Here is a 19214-nt window from a genome sequence, read left to right as displayed (position 1 = left end):
AGTTGCATTTTAAAATCTTATAGATATAAGCTTTAGGGTTTAAAGAAAATTTTAAGGGCAATGAATCTAAAATAATTCATTGCCCTTAATTATTTTTTTTAATCTTTACCTATTATCTTTCACATATGCTAAAATTATAGTATATAATAATAAATTAAGGATGATTAAAATATGGCAAAAATAAAAACTAAATATGTATGTCAATCTTGTGGATATGAAACAGCTAAGTGGCTTGGAAAATGTCCAGAGTGTACAAAATGGAATACATTTGTAGAAGAAGTAGATCAAAAAAGCACAAAAAAAGAGGTCTTTATAATAGATAAATCTTCATCTAAACCAGTTAGTATAACTTCAATAGAGAGTAAAGAAGAAGAAAGGTTTACAACAGATATAAAAGAATTAGATAGAGTGCTTGGTGGAGGGATAGTTAAAGGTTCTCTAGTACTTGTTGGTGGAGACCCTGGTATAGGTAAATCCACACTTTTAATTCAAGTCTCTAGTAATGTAGCTAATTTAGGAAAGACTGTTTTATATATAACTGGAGAAGAATCAGAATCACAGATAAAAATGAGAGCAAAAAGATTAGGTATTAATTCAGAAAATTTATATATATTTGCTGAAAATAATTTGAGTATAATTGAATCTTATTTAGAAAGTGTAAATCCACAATTAATAATTCTAGACTCAATTCAAACTGTCTTTAGTCCAGAAATATCTTCAGCACCAGGCACTGTCAGCCAAATTAAAGAAGGTACTTCAAAATTCATGAAGATTTCTAAAAAAATGGGAATTTCAACATTCATAGTTGGTCATGTAACCAAAGAAGGTTCACTAGCAGGTCCAAAATTATTAGAGCATATGGTTGATACTGTTTTATATTTTGAAGGTGAAAGATATAATACATATAGATTAGTAAGGGCTGTTAAAAATAGATTTGGTTCAACAAATGAGCTTGGAGTATTTGAAATGAGGGATTTGGGATTAGTAGAGCTTGATAACCCGTCTAAGATTTTGATATCTGAAAAACCAAAAGATGTAGCAGGTTCAGTCATAATATCCACTGTAGAAGGTACAAGACCAATGCTACTTGAATTACAAGCATTAGTTTCACCAACAAGTTTTGGTATAGCAAGAAGAACATCTACAGGAGTAGATTATAATAGAGTTGGTATGTTATTAGCAGTCTTAGAAAAACGTGTTGGTCTGCAAATACAAAACCAAGATGTATATATAAATATAGTTGGAGGTATAAAGATAAATGAACCTTCGATTGACTTAGGAATAGCTATTTCTGTAGCATCTAGCTTTAGAAATATACCTATAGATGAAGATATAGCTGTTACAGGAGAGGTAGGACTTACAGGAGAAGTTAGATCAGTAAGTTTTATAGAAAAAAGAATTGCTGAGTGCAAAAAACTTGGCTTTAAAAAGATAGTAGTTCCTAGAAGTAATTATGATGTTGTAAAAGATACTAAAGGTATAGAAATATGGCCAGTAGACAACTTAAGACAAGCTATAAATATAGTACTTGGGAGGAATCAATAAATATGGAGAATTTTTTGGATAACAAAAATATGCTATATGCATTAAAAATGATATCTCCTGGAACCCCTCTTAGATTAGGCCTAAACAATGTGCTAAGAGCTAAGACTGGCGGTTTAATTGTAATTGCAACAAATGAAGATGTAATGAAAATAGTAGATGGAGGATTTGCTATAAATGCAGAGTATTCACCATCATATCTATATGAATTAGCCAAAATGGATGGAGCGATAGTTTTAAGTGGTGATGTAAAGAAAATATTATTTGCTAATGCACAACTTATACCAGATTACTTTATAGAAACATCAGAAACTGGAACTAGACATAGAACGGCAGAAAGAGTAGCAAAACAAACTGGTGCTATAGTCATAGGAATTTCACAAAGAAGAAATGTTATAACAGTTTATAGAGGAAATGAGAAGTATGTGGTCGAAGATATATCTAAGATATTTACTAAGGCAAATCAAGCAATACAAACTTTAGAAAAATATAAAACAGTATTAGACCAAGCTATAACTAATTTAAATGCTTTAGAGTTTAATGATTTGGTAACTATTTATGATGTAGCGTTAGTCATGCAGAAAATGGAAATGGTAATGAGAGTTACAAGTATAATTGAAAAATATGTGATAGAATTGGGGGATGAAGGAACTTTAGTAAGCATGCAATTAGAGGAATTAATGGGTACAACTAGAATAGATCAGAAATTAATATTCAAAGATTATAACAAAGAAAATACTGAAATAAAAGAACTTATGAAAAAAGTTAAAAATTTAAATTCAGAAGAACTAATAGAATTATTTAATATGGCAAAACTATTAGGGTATAGTGGATTTTCAGAAAGTATGGATATGCCTATAAAAACAAGAGGCTATAGAATTCTTAGCAAAATACATAGACTACCAACAGCAATAATAGAAAACTTAGTAAATTATTTTGAAAACTTTCAAGAAATATTGGATGCGTCTATTGAAGAGTTAGATAAAGTTGAAGGAATAGGTGAAATAAGAGCAACATATATAAAAAATGGACTTATAAAAATGAAACAATTAGTATTATTAGATAGACACATATAATGAATTTTAAGTGAATTTTACTACTTTTTTCTTGAATATAATATACACTTTGGTCTATAATAGATAAGTATAACTAGGGGGTGAAGCATTGATAAGGAAAGTAACAAGGATATTGTTTATTTTACTTGGATTTACGATAGGTATAACGACCTATTTAACATTGATGAGAGATTTTGAAATATTAACATTTGGAAAAGAAACTTATGGTTATATAGCAGCTGTAGTAGCAGGTATAGTAATAGCTATTTTAGGATATCTTATAGAGCCATGGGTTGTGAATAGAACAAAAGAAATTGCTAAAGTTGTGGATAAAGAACTATCAAAATATCCTCAAACAGATATATTATTAGGGTCTATGGGTCTTATAGTAGGATTTGTAATTGCATATTTATTAAGTGGGCTAGTAAATAGAATACCAATAGTAGGTGGAATATTATCATTACTATTATATTTATTCCTAGGATATCTTGGAATGAAAGTTGCGCTTAAAAGTAAAAATGATTTATTTAATATTGGAAAATTAGGAAGATTGGCAAATCCTATTAAAGATAAGGATAAGGATAAAGATAATAAAAAAGAAGTAAAGGCGATACCTCCAAAAGTATTAGATACAAGTGTAATAATTGATGGAAGGATAGCTGATATTTGTAAAACAGGATTTATAGAAGGAAAACTTATTATTCCTGCTTTTGTTTTGGAAGAATTAAGACATATTGCAGATTCTTCAGATGATTTGAAAAGAGTAAGAGGTAGAAGAGGTCTGGATATATTAAATATAATTCAGAAAGAATTAAATATAGAGGTTGAAATAAGTGAAAGGGACTTTGATGATATAGCAGAAGTTGATAGTAAATTATTAAAGCTTGCCCAAGTATTAAATGGAAAAGTTGTTACTAATGATTATAACTTAAATAAGGTTGCTCAATTTCAAGGTGTTGAAGTATTAAATATAAATGAGTTGGCTAATGCTATAAAACCAGTTGCAATACCAGGTGAAGATATGGTTGTCCAAGTGGTTAAAGAAGGAAAAGAAGCTCAACAGGGTGTTGCATATCTAGATGATGGAACTATGATAGTTGTTGATGGAGGAAGAAAACATATGAATGAGACTATAAAAGTTTTAGTAACTTCTGTTCTTCAAACTCCTGCTGGTAGAATGATATTTGCAAAACCTAAAAATTGATATATTCAAATAAACCTAAAATTTGGGCTGTTTATTATAAATAGATGGTCCAAATTTATTTGTTTATAACGACAATGTTTAATGTATTCTTAAGTGTGAGGATTTAAATCAGAAAGCAGGGAGAATTTATGAGAAAAAAGATTATATCTTTCTTAGCAACATTTATCATAATATTAACATCGATGAGCCAGTATAGCTTTGCAGATGATATACCAACGCATGGAAAAGTAATATTTATAGATATGAATAGAACTAGTATGAACAATATGTTAAGAATAAAATCATTGAGAGAAGAGCTAGAAGATAGAGGATATATTGGCTTGATGAACATAAGAGGCGATAAAGGTAGTGATGATAGAAGGTCATATGCCAGTATGGGTGCTGGAGGAAGAGCCAATGTAGCTAATGAAGAAGATATTAATTTTGAAAGCTCAAGCAAAGATAGAAATATAGTTTTTGAATCAGCTACAGGTAAGAAAGCAAAAGGTATAAATGATTTGACTATAAATATGTCAATAAATGAGAATCTAAACTTTGGAGAATATGGTTCTACATTAGGTTCATTAGGTCAAAGTTTATCTGAAAATAAATTAAAAACATCTGTATTAGGAAATGCAGATATAGTTGAAAATGGTAAATTTGTAAAAAATAGAAACTTATGCTTAACAGCTATGGATGAGTATGGTAGAATTTCTTACGGAAATGTAGATAATATCAATAAAAAAGATTTATCTATGCCTTATGGAATATCAACTGATTACACTAAGCTTGTTGCTGAAACTAAAGAAGCTTATAAAAATAGTGATGTAGTTTTTGTAGAACTTGGAGATACATATAGGTTAGATTTATATAAATCTAACTTGAATGAAAAAACATATAAAAACATGAAAGACAAGATAGAAAAAAACATAGATGAATATTTAAAAAATATATTTTCTATGGTTGGAGAAAATGATACTGTTTACATAGCTAGTGCATTTCCAAGTGATTTAGATTATAAAAATAAAAGAAGGCTTTCTCCAATAATAAAATTAAATGGCAATGGAAAAGGGATGTTATCATCTTCAACTACTAGAAGAGAAGGTATTGTTACTAATCTAGATGTTGGAGCTGAGATATTAAATAACTTTGATATAAAAAATCAAAATATGGTTGGAAAGAAGTATGAACTTATTAACAGAGATGATAATAAAGAGTATCTGATGGATGAATACCAAAAGATAGTATCTGTTTCAAGCATAAGGTCTACAATACTTAATGGATTTGTAAGTATAGTATTTTTGTCATGGATAGTTGCTATGATTCTAATTCTATTTAGAAAGCATATATCGAAAAATCACAAAGAAACAATATTTTTTATATTAAAAGAATTTCTAAAAATAGGAATAGTAATGCCATTATCATTTATGATAACTCCAATAATGAACTTTAAAACACCAGTAGCAATATCTTTAGGAATAATTATAATAACACTTACTATATACTTAATAAGCAAAGTTCTGATAAAGAATGATTTAAAAAATATGTTATTCTTTACAGGTTTAACTATATTGATTATGGTTATTGATTCTGCATTTGGTTCATATTTAATGAAAAGTAATGTAATGAGTTATGATTGTATAATTGGGGCTAGATACTACGGAGTAGGAAATGAATATCAAGGAGTGGCAATAGGTAGTGCAATATTTACATTTGCGATTTTGCTTACATATAAAAAGATACCAAAGTGGTCTGTAATAGTATTTTCTTTAGTTATCTTAATTACGAGTGCATCTCCAGCTATGGGTGCAAATGTTGGAACTGCTATTTCTGAATGTGTTGCATTTTTACTATTTATACTATTGATATATAATGTAAAAATAGACTTTAAAAAAGTTGTATTATTAGGTGTAGCAGTATTGCTTGTTTTAGGCGCCTTTGTAGCTATAGATATGATTTCAGGAAGTAACTCACATTTAGGTATGTTTGTAAAAGAAGTTTACTTTAATGGACCAGGAGAAATAATACAAACATTTGGCAGAAAGATAGAGATGAACTTGAAGCTAGCTCAAACCAGTGCATGGGTAAATATACTACTAACTGGAATCGGAGTAATTTTAGTTCTTATGATTAATCAGATTAGATACTTTAAACAATTAATTGATGAATACCCAGTCGTATTTAAAGGATTTATAGCGTCAATAGCAGGATGCTTTGTAACTCTTTTAGTAAATGATTCTGGAATTGTGTCATCAGCTACAGCTTTTATTTATGTAATTGTAGCTATGATTATATTAAGTATAAATCTGATAGTATTAAAAGAATAAGTTACATATAGTCTCTATATAAATATTGATGATATGTTAATTTGAATTTATTTTGACGAAATAACTTTAAAGAAAAAATTTTACAAAAATTAATTATTACACAAAAATCCCAAGTTTATTTTAACTTGGGATTTTTATATAATAATTTAAACTTTATCTTGTTTTAATGTAATTTGAAATGATGTACCTTTTCTCCGTGTTTGTTCCAACACCATTGTCAGTAGTATTAATGTAAATGTTCTAAATCTGTATGAAATCCAAATATCTACTTTTCAGATTTTGGATTATTGGCAACATTGGCAATAAGGTTTTGAAGAAAGGCAATCATTTCAAATTGTGTATGTTTAAGCTGTATTTTTCCAGAAAAATCTATAAAAAATGTCAGACTTAAATTGTCTATTAACTTTTCATTATATACTCACTTTTTATATATATTATCTAAAAATATTATACTTTCTTCTTCACTAAAGCGGTAGTTTTTATTAAGCATTAGATATGAATATCCTGTGATATATGATAATAGTGTTTTCAAATCCTGTGATATATCAGCAAGTCAATGAGTTTTTGAAACTTCAAGTTATTCTCGTTCAATCTCAGTTTCTTAAAGTTTATTGCTTAATGCCTTTATATTTATAATAATTTCTTTATACATAAAATAGTACAATTTTAGTTTACCATCTTTAGTAAAATCTTTTTTGGCGATTGTATAATTTCCTTTAGACAAAATACTTATTGAGCAAATTATCAGGTAAAGCAGTCAAACAAGAAATAAAAAAAGTATTCCTTAACTTAATGTAACAACTTATTTTTAATTATACAAAAAAAACAGTTGACTTTTTATACGAACCCCTTCTATAATGTTATTGAAATTAAGTAAAATCATTGAACAAATGTAAAAATAATTGAAAAATCTTGATTTTGGAGGAAGGGAAATGAAAAAAATTGGAGACTTAAGGTTAATGATGAAGTGTTGTTCACTTTATTATGAAGATAATTTGAATCAACAAGAAATAGCGAATCAATTGGGAATATCAAGACCAACAATATCAAGAATATTAAAAGAAGCTTTTGAGCAAGGAATAGTAAAAATACAAATAGTTGATGTTTTAAAAAATGACTATCAAAAAATAGAAAGAAGTTTAGAAAGAAAATATAAATTGAAAGAAGTAATAGTGGTAGATGATAAACAAGACTCATTAACACAAAAACAAGAATTAGCAAGAGCTGTGTCTGAATATCTTACCAGAGTAGTAAAAGAAAATGATATAATTGGGGTTTCCATAGGAACAACTCTAAAAGAAATTCCTAGATATGTAGAAAAAAGCAACTGTAAAAATGTTACGTTCATACCTTTACTAGGAGGAATTGGAGATAATGAAATAGATATACACGCAAATCAAATAGCTGTAAGTTTAGCAAGAGCTTTTGGAGGAGATTTTAAGTTATTACATGCTCCTGCTGTGATGTCTGATTTATCTACAAAAGAAAGGCTTTGTAAGGATGAAAAAATTAAAGAAGTACTAGACTTAATAGATAAAACAACTATTGCAATTGTAGGTATAGGAAATCCTATGAGTTTAAACTCAACGATAATGGCTTCTGGATATATGCATGAAGAAGATATAGATGATTTAAAAAAGTATAACTCAATAGGCGCAATTTGTTTGCAAGCTTTTGATAAGGAAGGAAAAACTTCTATACTTGAATTTAATCAAAGGGTACTAGGGGTAAAACTAAATGATTTAAAAAAGATAAAAAGAACAATAGGTGTTGCTTCAGGAGATGAAAAGATAGAAGCAATAAAAGCATCATTAAAAGCCAAATTTATAAATAGCTTAGCAATTAATCACAGTTTAGCACTTGAATTATTAGAAGATTGTGACTAATAGAAATATAGATAAAAATTAATAGGAGGGAATTGATATGACATTATCAAAAGAAACATTACTTGAAATGTATAAGAGAATGAATCAAGCTAGAAAGTTTGAAGAGAAAGTTAGTTGGTTTTTTGCAAGAGGTATGGTACATGGAACAACTCATTTATCAGTAGGTCAAGAAGCTTCAAGTGTAGCCGCAGTAATGGCATTAGAAAAAGGAGATTTGGTTTCATTAACTCATAGAGGTCATAGCCAATTTATAGGAATGGGAATAGATTTAAATAAAATGATGGCTGAGCTTATGGGAAAAGAAACTGGATTTTGTAAAGGAAAAGGAGGCTCAATGCATATAGCAGATATTGAGTCAGGTAACTTAGGAGCAAATGGAGTCGTAGGTGGAGGTCTTACTATAGCTCCTGGCGCTGCTCTTACACAACAATATAAAAAGACAGGAAAAATAGTTTTATGTAGTTTTGGTGATGGTGCATCAAATGAAGGTACATTTCATGAAGGAATAAACTTGTCATCAATATGGAAATTACCAATAATATTTTATTGTGAAAACAACCTATATGGCATGTCAACAAGTATAAAACGTCATATGAATATAGATAGTGTTGCAACAAGAGCAGCATCTTATGGTATAGAAGGAATATCAATAGATGGATATAATCCAATAGAAGTATATGAAACAGTACAAAAAGCTGCTGAAAAATGTAGAAGAGGGGAAGGGCCTGTATTAATTGAAAGTAGGACTTATAGATGGCTAGGTCATTCAAAATCAGATGCAAATGTATATAGAACGAAAGAAGAGATAGAATCGTGGAAGGCAAAAGACCCTATAAAATTTTTAAGAAATTATCTTATAGAAAATAATATGGCAAATGAAAATGAATTAGATATAATTGAAGATTTTGCTAAAAAATCAATAGAAGATGCAGTAGAATTTGCTCAAAATAGCCCAAATCCAAAAATAGAATCTTTATTAGATGATGTATATGCAGACTAAAAATAGTAAAGGAGGAAAATAAAAATGAGTACAAGAGAATTAACATATGCACAAGCAATAAAAGAAGCAATGTCAGAAGAAATGAGAAGAGATGAAAATGTAATATTTATGGGAGAAGATATAGGGATATATGGAGGAGCATTTGGCGTATCAGTGGGAATGATAGATGAATTTGGCCCAGAAAGAGTAAGAGATACTCCTATATCAGAAGCAGCTATAGCAGGAGCAGCAGCAGGTGCAGCGGCAACTGGGTTAAGACCAATTATGGAAGTAATGTTTATGGATTTTGTTACAATATCTATGGACGCGATTGTAAATCAAGCAGCAAAAATGAGATATATGTTTGGTGGGAAGGCTCAGGTTCCAATGGTTGTTAGATGTCCTGGAGGTTCTGGAACTGGTTCAGCAGAACAACATTCACAAAGTTTGGAAGCATGGTTTTGTCATGTACCAGGAGTAAAAGTGGTTGCACCTTCAACACCAGCAGATGCTAAGGGATTATTAAAAGCAGCTATAAGAGACAATAATCCAGTAATATTTGTTGAAAACAAATTGTTATATAGAAAAAAAGGAATTGTCCCAGAGGGAGATTATGTAATTGATATTGGAAAGGCAGATATTAAAAAAGAAGGTTCTGATGTTACAGTAATCACTTATGGAAGGATGTTACAAAGTGTTGAAGAAGCTGCAGAAAACCTATCAAAAGAAAATATAGATGTAGAAATTATAGATTTAAGAACTTTATATCCATTAGATAAAGAGACAATCATAAAGAGTGTATGTAAAACTGGTAGAGTTTTAATTTGCCATGAAGCAGCTAAGACTGGTGGTCTAGGTGGAGAAATATCAGCATTAATAACAGAAAGTGAATCATTTGATTATTTAGATGCACCAGTAAAAAGAATATGTGGAAAAGATGTGCCAATACCATATAATCCAGAGCTAGAAAAAGCAGTAGTCCCAAGAATTGATGAAATAGAAGATGCAATAAAATCTTTAATTGTTAGATAAGGGGGGATAGAAATGGTGGCAAATAAAGTAAAAGCCACACCAGCAGCCAAAAACCAAGCAAGAAAAGACAATATAGAGTTAGATAGGCTGATTGGAAGTGGAGAAAATGGAAGAATACATCTAGTGGATGTGTTAAATTATCTAGAAAATAATAAAGTAAAAGCAACTCCTTTAGCAAAAAGAATAGCAGAGGATTTAAATATAGATTTAGAAAATGTTGTAGGTACTGGATACAATAGAAAAATAAAAAAATCAGATATAGAAAAGGCACATACACAAGAGACTATCGTATCAACTGATGTATCTAAATCTAATGAAACAAAAGAAATAAAATCAAAACATGAGAATTTAAGTACGTTTAATACTGTAGAAGGAGAGTTCGAAAAGCCAAATCCAATGAGAGCAACTGTAGCAAAACGAATGTCAGAAAGCTATTTCAGTGCTCCTGTATTTACATTCAATATAGAGGTAGATGCTACAGAACTTAAAGAACTTAGAGCAAAATTAATAGATACAGTAAAAGAATCAACTGGAGTAAAATTAACAATGACAGATTTAATAGTAATGGCTGTATCTAGAGTACTTCCAAAGCATCAAGCATTAAATTCAGCATGGACAGATAATGGAATATTTAGATATAAAGATATAAACATAGCTATTGCTGTTGGACTAGATGAAGGCTTATATGTCCCAGTAGTAAAAAATGTAAATGAAAAATCGCTAAAAGAAATAGCCAAAGAAAGCAAAGGACTTGCTGAAAAAGTAAAAACAGGAAAGCTTCTACCAGCAGACCAAGAAGGTAATACATTTACTATAAGCAATGTTGGAATGTATGGTATAACGACATTTACACCTATAATAAATATGCCTTCAAGTGCGATACTTGGGGTAGGAGCAACTCAAGATAAGTTTGTGCCAGTAAATGGAGAGGCTAAAATAAAACCTATAATGAATTTATCATTAACATCAGACCATAGAATAATAGATGGTACAGTAGCAGCAAAATTCTTAAAAGATTTAAAAGAATTATTAGAAAATCCATTAGCAATGCTTGTATAGGTTTTGATATTTTACTCTTTATGTAAATAGATTGAATAGACCACATAAAAAGATGTATTTAATTTTACTAGATTTAAAATTATTGTATGTAAAAGATATCTGTATGAATATAAGATGATTAACTAAAATATATAAAAAATAAATAGGAGGATAGCCTATGTCAGTAGAAGTCATAATGCCAAAAGCTGGAGTAGCTATGGAAGAAGGTACTATAGTATCTTGGCTAAAACAAGAAGGCGAAGAAGTAAAAATTGGAGAACCTATACTAGAGATAACAACAGATAAAGTCAACATGGAAATAGAATCAGAAGGAGAAGGTATACTTGCTGCAATTATACATAAAGAAGAAGGAGAAGTATTACCAGTATTTACAGTAATAGGTGTAATAGCAGAAAAGGGAGAAAAGCAAGAAGAAATAAAGGCTAAATACTTATCTGGAAACGTATCAAAAGAAGATTTAATTGTTGAAACAGAAAAAATAGAAATAAAAGAAGAAAAGACAATTAAAAAAGAGAGTAATCATGATTATGATGTGGTAGTAGTAGGTGGAGGACCTGGAGGGTATTTATCAGCACTAAAATCAGCTATATTAGGAGGCAAAGTTGCATTAGTAGAAGAGGACACATTAGGAGGAACTTGCCTAAATAGAGGTTGCATTCCTACAAAAACTTATGTAAAAACAGTAGAAATATTAGAAGAAATTGAACAATTATCAAAAAGAGGTGTAAAAGTATCTGTTGATAAGGAACAAGATATAAAAAAGGCTATAAAGTATAAAAATAGAGTAGTAAAAAAACTTACAGCTGGTGTTGGTGGATTGTTAAAAAGCAGAGGTGTAGATGTCTTTAATCTTAAAGCTACTGTTAAAGAAGCCCATAAAGTAATATTATCAGATGGAAAAGTTTTAGATACAGAAAATACAATAATTGCCACTGGTTCTAAGGTGAGAATCTTACCAATAAAAGGAATAGAATCAAAATTAATAATAACTAGTACAGAAGCTTTAGATTTAGACATAGTACCAGAAGAGTTAGTAATAATTGGTGGTGGAGTAATAGGTTGTGAATTTGCAGAGATATTCAACTCAAGAGGTTCTAAAGTAACTATAATAGAAATGGAAGACAGAATAATTCCAAGAATGGACAAAGAATTGAGCCAGTCTTTAAGAGATTCACTTAAGAAAAAGGGAATAACTATATTAACTGAAAAGAAAGTTTCTGAATTTAAAGAAGAAGGAAATAAAATAATAGTATGTATTGAAGGAGAAGAACCAATAAAGGCAGATTTAGGTCTATATGCTATAGGAAGACAAGCTAATCTATCTGGTGTAGAAGACTTAGATATTAAAATAGATAGAGGTTCAATAGTTGTAAATAGCAAAATGGAAACAAGTGTACCAAGTATATATGCAGTAGGTGATGTTACTGGAGGTATAATGCTAGCTCATGCAGCTTTTAAAATGGGAGAAGTAGCAGCTTCAAATGCTTTAGGTATGGATGAAGAAGCAGATTTAAGTGCATTACCTAGTTGTGTTTATACAGTTCCAGAGGTTGCATCAGTTGGACTTACAGAAGAAGATGCTAAACAAAAATATAATATAAAAATTGGTAAATTTAACTTTGCTGGAAATGGAAGAGCTTTAGCTTCTGGACAAGAGCAAGGATATGTAAAAGTAATATCAGATGCTAAGTATGGGGAAATTTTAGGTGTGCATATGTTTGGATATGGTGTAGCAGAACTTATAAATCATGCAGCATCATTTAAAGCATTAGAAATACCTGCTGATGAAGCTAGTGACTTGATTTTTGGTCACCCATGTACTTCAGAAGCTCTGATGGAAGCTTTAGCAGATGTAAGTGGTGAATGCTTACATTTACCAAAAAAATAAGCTATTAACCTAAGTTTATATAATATATAAAATCTTTAAAAACTCACTTAGCCATACCCCTTTTGTATAAATGTATTTATTTATACAAAAGGGGTTTCTTTTTGGAAAAATATATCATAAGGTTATTTGTAGTTTTTGTTGTACAAAAAAGATAGTAATATAGAATAAGAGTGTCATTTTAGATTTATTACAGAAAAATTTAAGAGAAAAGATTTTTTTGTTTTTTACGAAAGTATTATTTGTGAAAAATAAAAAAAATTTTCTTAATATTTAAATAAAAGAATAGCTTAATTTAAACGTTATAAGTTTATGAAGTAAAAAATGGCACAAAAAAAACACTATGTGGCATGTAAGTTGCTTATATAAATGGTAAGGAGGGACAATTAGAAATGAGGCAAAGAATAAAAAGCTTAATTGAAAATGAAGATAAGAAAAATCCTTTAACAGATGAAGCAATTTCAAGTATGTTAAATATTCGAAGAGAAGACGTTACCTTTTTAAGAAATGAATTAAAAATAGAAGATTCTAGACAAAGAAGAAAAGTTGTTTTGATTAAAGCTATAAAAGATATTGTAAAAGAAGAAAAAAATATAAATAAAAATGATATAACAAGAAGATTAAATAGTATTGGATTTACTGTATCAAGATTTACAGTTATACAGTATTTAAAAGAAATCCAAGATTCTGGTGATTTAAAACATGATAAAGAAAATGATGATAAAAAAGAGGAACTAAATGCTAAAGAAGAAAAAATAGATGTGTCCTTTGATAAATTAATAGGAAGTACTGGAAGTTTAAGTACAATCGTCAAATTAGCTAAGGCAGCTATACTTTATCCTCCCCATGGGTTGCATACTATTATTATGGGTCCAACTGGTGTTGGAAAAAGCGAGTTAGCAGAGTGCATGTATAACTTTGCAGTAGAATCATCTAGATTTCCTAAAAATGCACCATTTATAGTTTTCAATGCAGCAGACTACTCAGAAAATCCACAACTTTTGTTATCTCAATTATTTGGTCATGTTAAGGGTGCTTTTACAGGAGCTGATGAAACTAAAGAAGGATTAGTATCAAAAGCAGATGGGGGTATATTGTTTATAGATGAAATACATAGATTGCCTTATGAAGGTCAAGAAATACTCTTTCAATTGATTGATAAAGGAATGGTTAGAAAATTAGGAGAAACAAAGCTTACAAATAAAATAAATGTAATGATTATTTCTGCAACTTCTGAGCCAATAGATTCTCATTTACTTAATACCTTTAAAAGACGTATACCTGTGACAATTGAAATCCCAGAATTAGTTGCAAGACCATTAAACGAAAGATTTGACATTATAAACAATTTTTTCTTGATAGAAGCCCAACGAATGGGAGCAAACATACACATAAAATCAGATGTCTTAAAAGCTCTTATGCTTTACGATTGTATAGGAAATGTAGGTCAGCTTAGAAGTGATATTCAAGTAGCTTGTGCTAGAGGACTATTAAATCAACTTACAAATAAACAAAAAGAAGTAACTATAAATATATCAGATGTACCTGGGTATGTGAAACAAGGTCTAATAAGGATAAGAAATTGTAGAGGAAAGATAGAAAATTATGTAGATGGAGATTTAATTATAGATTCAGACCTTCAAGTTGAGATAGAAAAGAAAAATGAAGATATATATACTTTCCCAGATGAAATATACAAGCTTACTGAAAGGAGACACATTGATTTATTAGAACAAGGTTTAGACTTTGATGTTATTAACAGGATTGTTGGAGGAGAATTAGAAAGCTGTATTCAGAAGTACATAAAACAAGTTAAGAAAGTTTCTATCACTGAGAATTTACCTGATATAAGTCCGATTGTTGGAAAATACATTGTAGAGTTAACTTGTGAAGTAATCAAAATAGCATCACAGTATCTTAATTCATTAGAACCAAATATACACTTATGTCTAGCAATTCATTTAAAAGCAGCTTTTGAAAGATTAAAAGAAGGAAAAGTAATATCAAATGCTCATTTAAAAGAGATAATAGGAAACTATCCATTAGAGTATTCTGTAGCAGAAAAGGTAGCACAACATTTAAAGGAAAGATACAATATAAATTTGCCAAAAGAAGAAATAGGTATAATAGCAATATATTTTAAAATGAGTAGTAGAGGAGAAATTTCTGAACAAAAAAAGATAGGTGTACTTCTAATGGCTCATGGAAGAGTCGCATCATCTGTATGTGAGGTTACCAATAAGTTATTAGGTATTAATCATGCAAGGTATTTGGATATGCCATTTGAGAAAAAGCCAGAAGAAATGATTGAAGAAGCTACTACTGTAATAAAAGATATTGATGAAGGAAGAGGAGTAATTATATTAGTTGATATGGGTTCCCTTTCGTACTTTGGAGATATTATCTCTGGAAAAACAGGGATTGATATAAGAACAATATCTAGATTTGATACATTACTCTGTATAGAAGTCATACGAAGAGCAGTTCTACCAGATTTAACAATAGATGAGATAGTTGATGAAGTTAAAAATATAGAGCCATTAGTAAAAGATAAAGTTAGCAAAGAGAACAACTCAAAAGTAGACAATAGAAAGCCTATAATTGTAACATTATGTATTACTGGATTAGGAGGAGCTTGCAAGATAAAGCAAAGTTTAGAGGAAAGCATTAAAGGGATAAATGAAAAGGTTGATATAGAGACTATTGGTATGATTGAATATCCAAGTCTTGATTTAGAGATAAAACAAATAAGTAATGAAAAAAATGTAATCGCAATAGTTGGAACAATTGACCCTCAGATACCAAACATCCCATTTTTTAGCCTAGTAGACATTAATGATAAAACAAAATTAAATCAAATAAATAACTTAATTGATACAAATCAAATTGCTAAAACAAATAAAAAATATGAATTATCTGATTTAATCCAAAAAGAAGACATATTTGTAGATTTAGAAATTAAATCAAAAGAAGAAGTACTTAAATACATGAGCAAAAAACTTAGAGAAAAAGGCTATGTAACAAAAAATTTCTATAAAAAAGTAGTGGAAAGAGATAATTTATTTCCAACTGAGTTGTCAGACGGAATAGCAATACCTCATACAGATGGGATTGATGTAATCAGACCAGCAATAAGCATAGCTATCTTAAAAAATCCTATTGTATGGAGTAAAAACAAAGTAAAAATAATACTTCTACTAGCTGTAGACCAGAAATGTTTTAATCCATTGAATACTCTACTTACATTTATAGAAACAGATGAATTTAAAAAAATTAAAAACATTAAAGATAGAGATTTTATTAGGGAGATGATATTAGATGGAGTCAATGCAAATAATCAGTAGTAATTTAATTTTTAAAGATATTGAAGTATCAAGTAATGAAGATGCTTTGAAGTTTTTAGGACAACGTTTGTTTGACGAACAATATGTAAAAGAAAGTTATATAGAAGCAGTTATAGCAAGAGAGAAAAAATATGCTACAGGACTGCCAACAGGAATCTATGGAGTAGCAATACCGCATACAGATATAGTCCATGTAAATGAACCAGGGATAGCTATTGGCATATTAAATAAACCTGTAAAATTCATAATGATGGGTACAGATGACACTGAAATTGATGTAAAGGTTATATTTATGCTGGCAGTTAAAGAGCCACAAGAGCAATTACAACTATTAGAAAGACTTATGACCATATTCCAAGATGAAAATATGTTAAATAATATTATTGATTTAAGAGAAGAAAGTTTAAGTAATTTATTAAATTATAAGTTGAATAATTAAACATACAAAAATAGTATTAAAAATATAAAAAGTTATCAAAGATTTCTAATTACAGATATCTTTAAAAATAAAATAATTTTAATGGGGGTGAATAATGTGGCTAAAAAAATATTAGTTGCATGTGGAACAGGAGTATGTACTTCAACAATTGCTATAAACAAGTTAAAGAAGGCATTAGAAGAAGCTGGTAAATTAGATAGGGTTAGTATTACACAATGTAAAGTAGTAGAGGTAGCTTCAAAAGCACCAGATTATGATTTAATAATCTGTACTACACAAATATCTAGTAGTATAAAAACACCTGTAATAAATGGACTGCCTTTTTTAACTGGAGTAGGAATGGATAAATTAATCAAAGAAGTTCTTGAAAAATTAGAATTATAATTTGAATTTTTAAATGAAATAGTCTCTAAAATCTTGCGGTTTTAGAGACTGAAAATTAAATGAAGGAGGAAATTTAGATGGCGATATTAAATTTCATTGTTGGTTTGGGTGCACAAGTAATGATGCCAATAATAATATGTATTTTTGGCTTGATATTAGGTACAAAGCTTGGAAAATCTTTAAGAGCTGGTTTAACAGTAGGAGTTGGATTTATAGGTCTTAATACTATTATAGCTTTGTTAACAGATAACTTAGGTCCAGCTACACAACAAATGGTTAAGAACTTAGGATTAAGCCTATCCATAATAGATGTTGGATGGCCAGCAGCATCAGCTATAGCTTTTGCATCAACAGTGGGTGCTTTAATTATTCCAATAGGACTTGTAGTAAATATAGTTATGTTAATTACTAATACAACTCAAACTGTCGATGTAGATATATGGGATTACTGGCATTTTGCATTTACAGGAGCTTTGGTGGCAGGGGCTACGCAAAGTGTTATGTGGGGAGTATTTGCAGCAGTAGCAAATATGGTAATTGTTTTAGTAATGGCAGACTTAACAGCCCCAGGGATAGAAGAATACTTAGGGATGCCAGGTATATCTCTTCCTCATGGATTTACACAAGCATTTGTTCCAATTGCTATAGTTGTAAATAAAGTATTAGATTTGATTCCAGGGATAAATAAAATTGAAATAAATGCTGATACATTACAAAAAAAATTTGGCCTATTTGGAGAACCTTTAATAATGGGGTCTTTAATAGGGATAATAATTGGTATTGCAGCCAAGTATGACATAAAAGGTATATTGCAGTTAGGGATAACTATGGGAGCTGTTTTAATACTAATTCCCAAAATGGCGGCTTTATTAATGGAAGGTTTGTTGCCAGTATCAGAGGCAGCACAAGAATTTATTGAAAAGAGATTTAAAAATAGAGGTAAAATATACATCGGTTTAGATTCTGCAGTAGGAATAGGACACCCTGTTACATTGTCAGTTGCATTAGTACTAGTGCCTCTAACTATAGTTATAGCAGCTATATTACCAGGTAATAAAGTTTTACCATTTGCAGATTTAGCTGTAATACCATTTGCACTTGTTTTAATCGTTCCAATTACAAAAGGAAATGTATTTAGAACTTTAATAATAGGAATAGTTATTATTACTTCTGGGCTATTAATAGCAACTAATTTAGCACCACTATTTACTCAAATGGCTTTAAATGCAAGCTTTAAAATGCCTGAAGGAGCAACTATGATTTCAAGTATTTGTGATGGAGCAAATCCATTAAGCTGGGTATTTGTAAAAATTATGAATTACAAAGTAATTGGAGGAATAATTTTGGCAGTTATAGCTTTAGGGATGGCTATCTATAATAGAAGTAGAATAATAAAGGAAAATAAAGTATTATCTACACAAGATGAAGCTTAAATGTAATTTTATTAAGGAGTGTATAAATTATGAAAAAATATATATATGATTCTAAAAGATATATAGTTAGTGTAACAATACCAGGGATTTTTATGATTTTAATATTGATTTATGCACTATTTAATAATTATATAAATCCTAGTATTAATATATATAGCTTGATGATAGTTATTTGTACTTATGGAATATTTAATACTTTTGTATCCTCAAGTAATCCTAACATGATTACTATGGACAATAAATATATATATTTTAGTTCATTTAATTCTATACATGAGTATGAAATTAAAGATATAAAAAAAATAAGAATAAGAGAATTTCATGACAAAAAAATGTATCTAAAAATTAATGATGGTAGTTTTATTAAGGGGAGATATTGGATAAAAACAAACATGTTTAATGACAATACAGAACTATATAATTATTTTATTGAATTAGAAGAATGTTTGCATCCAGAATCATTAAAATTTAGAAATAAAAGATTAAAGAGTAATGAACTATAAAAAATGAAAATTTCAAATTAAAATTGGCTTATGTTTAGTATAAAGAGATAAGTTTAAATATTATAAAGATTTTTTAGGATTTTCAATCAAAATAGCGGAAATAAAATCTTATTGTGTAAGATATATAACAGGAACATATAGAACTATGTTTCTAATAAATGGG

General features: G+C 29.3%; 14 protein-coding genes. All 14 read left to right on the top strand.

Annotation, left to right across the window (positions count from 1 at the left end; all coding sequences use genetic code 11):
* Positions 1-171: 171 nt before the first annotated feature.
* Complete coding sequence (gene radA / locus IC219_RS19355) at positions 172-1545, top strand: DNA repair protein RadA (protein ID WP_227437108.1); 1374 nt, start codon at positions 172-174, stop codon at positions 1543-1545.
* Positions 1546-1547: 2 nt separating this feature from the next.
* On the top strand, positions 1548-2618 hold the full coding sequence (gene disA, locus IC219_RS19350) for a DNA integrity scanning diadenylate cyclase DisA (protein WP_227831912.1): 1071 nt from the start codon (positions 1548-1550) through the stop codon (positions 2616-2618).
* Between the two features lie 88 nt (positions 2619-2706).
* Positions 2707-3801 (top strand): PIN/TRAM domain-containing protein, encoded by a 1095-nt coding sequence (locus tag IC219_RS19345; protein ID WP_227437104.1) that lies wholly within the window; start codon positions 2707-2709, stop codon positions 3799-3801.
* A gap of 128 nt (positions 3802-3929) precedes the next feature.
* On the top strand, positions 3930-6107 hold the full coding sequence (locus IC219_RS19340) for a hypothetical protein (protein WP_227831911.1): 2178 nt from the start codon (positions 3930-3932) through the stop codon (positions 6105-6107).
* Between the two features lie 932 nt (positions 6108-7039).
* Positions 7040-7993 carry a sugar-binding transcriptional regulator gene (locus IC219_RS19335; RefSeq protein ID WP_227831910.1) on the top strand — a complete coding sequence of 318 codons (954 nt, stop codon included), beginning with the start codon at positions 7040-7042 and terminating at the stop codon, positions 7991-7993.
* Between the two features lie 37 nt (positions 7994-8030).
* Entirely contained in the window at positions 8031-8993 is a 963-nt protein-coding gene (locus IC219_RS19330) for a thiamine pyrophosphate-dependent dehydrogenase E1 component subunit alpha (protein ID WP_227437098.1), read from the top strand.
* A 24-nt stretch (positions 8994-9017) separates the two neighbouring features.
* Entirely contained in the window at positions 9018-10004 is a 987-nt protein-coding gene (locus IC219_RS19325) for an alpha-ketoacid dehydrogenase subunit beta (protein ID WP_227483621.1), read from the top strand.
* Positions 10005-10016: 12 nt separating this feature from the next.
* Complete coding sequence (locus IC219_RS19320; protein WP_227831909.1) at positions 10017-11063, top strand: 2-oxo acid dehydrogenase subunit E2; 1047 nt, start codon at positions 10017-10019, stop codon at positions 11061-11063.
* A 157-nt stretch (positions 11064-11220) separates the two neighbouring features.
* Positions 11221-12951, top strand: a complete 1731-nt coding sequence (gene lpdA / locus IC219_RS19315) for a dihydrolipoyl dehydrogenase (RefSeq protein WP_227483623.1) — start codon at positions 11221-11223, stop codon at positions 12949-12951.
* Between the two features lie 362 nt (positions 12952-13313).
* Complete coding sequence (locus IC219_RS19310; protein ID WP_413926967.1) at positions 13314-16292, top strand: sigma 54-interacting transcriptional regulator; 2979 nt, start codon at positions 13314-13316, stop codon at positions 16290-16292.
* The gene (locus tag IC219_RS19305; RefSeq protein WP_227483625.1) at positions 16267-16731 is read left to right on the top strand and encodes a PTS sugar transporter subunit IIA; all 465 of its coding nucleotides are present in this window, start codon (positions 16267-16269) and stop codon (positions 16729-16731) included. Before IC219_RS19310 ends, IC219_RS19305 begins: the two co-directional genes overlap by 26 nt.
* An 81-nt stretch (positions 16732-16812) precedes the next feature.
* Entirely contained in the window at positions 16813-17115 is a 303-nt protein-coding gene (locus tag IC219_RS19300) for a PTS sugar transporter subunit IIB (protein ID WP_227437087.1), read from the top strand.
* A 77-nt stretch (positions 17116-17192) separates the two neighbouring features.
* The gene (locus tag IC219_RS19295) at positions 17193-18548 is read left to right on the top strand and encodes a PTS galactitol transporter subunit IIC (protein ID WP_227437085.1); all 1356 of its coding nucleotides are present in this window, start codon (positions 17193-17195) and stop codon (positions 18546-18548) included.
* 29 nt (positions 18549-18577) lie between these two features.
* On the top strand, positions 18578-19051 hold the full coding sequence (locus tag IC219_RS19290; RefSeq protein WP_227437083.1) for a hypothetical protein: 474 nt from the start codon (positions 18578-18580) through the stop codon (positions 19049-19051).
* Positions 19052-19214 lie beyond the last annotated feature (163 nt).

It is taken from the genome of Clostridioides sp. ES-W-0018-02, from assembly GCF_020658175.1.
Classification (GTDB): Bacteria; Bacillota; Clostridia; order Peptostreptococcales; family Peptostreptococcaceae; genus Clostridioides.
This window is presented reverse-complemented; position numbering and strand designations above follow the sequence as displayed.

Excerpts from the sequence above, each read along its gene's own strand:
- IC219_RS19340 (WP_227831911.1), top strand. The coding sequence starts at position 3,930 with ATGAGAAAAAAGATTATATCTTTCTTAGCAACATTTATCATAATATTA.
- lpdA (WP_227483623.1), top strand. The coding sequence starts at position 11,221 with ATGTCAGTAGAAGTCATAATGCCAAAAGCTGGAGTAGCTATGGAAGAA.
- IC219_RS19325 (WP_227483621.1), top strand. The coding sequence starts at position 9,018 with ATGAGTACAAGAGAATTAACATATGCACAAGCAATAAAAGAAGCAATG.
- IC219_RS19320 (WP_227831909.1), top strand. The coding sequence starts at position 10,017 with ATGGTGGCAAATAAAGTAAAAGCCACACCAGCAGCCAAAAACCAAGCA.
- IC219_RS19300 (WP_227437087.1), top strand. The coding sequence starts at position 16,813 with ATGGGGGTGAATAATGTGGCTAAAAAAATATTAGTTGCATGTGGAACA.
- disA (WP_227831912.1), top strand. The coding sequence starts at position 1,548 with ATGGAGAATTTTTTGGATAACAAAAATATGCTATATGCATTAAAAATG.
- radA (WP_227437108.1), top strand. The coding sequence starts at position 172 with ATGGCAAAAATAAAAACTAAATATGTATGTCAATCTTGTGGATATGAA.
- IC219_RS19330 (WP_227437098.1), top strand. The coding sequence starts at position 8,031 with ATGACATTATCAAAAGAAACATTACTTGAAATGTATAAGAGAATGAAT.
- IC219_RS19335 (WP_227831910.1), top strand. The coding sequence starts at position 7,040 with ATGAAAAAAATTGGAGACTTAAGGTTAATGATGAAGTGTTGTTCACTT.
- IC219_RS19295 (WP_227437085.1), top strand. The coding sequence starts at position 17,193 with ATGGCGATATTAAATTTCATTGTTGGTTTGGGTGCACAAGTAATGATG.
- IC219_RS19305 (WP_227483625.1), top strand. The coding sequence starts at position 16,267 with ATGGAGTCAATGCAAATAATCAGTAGTAATTTAATTTTTAAAGATATT.
- IC219_RS19290 (WP_227437083.1), top strand. The coding sequence starts at position 18,578 with ATGAAAAAATATATATATGATTCTAAAAGATATATAGTTAGTGTAACA.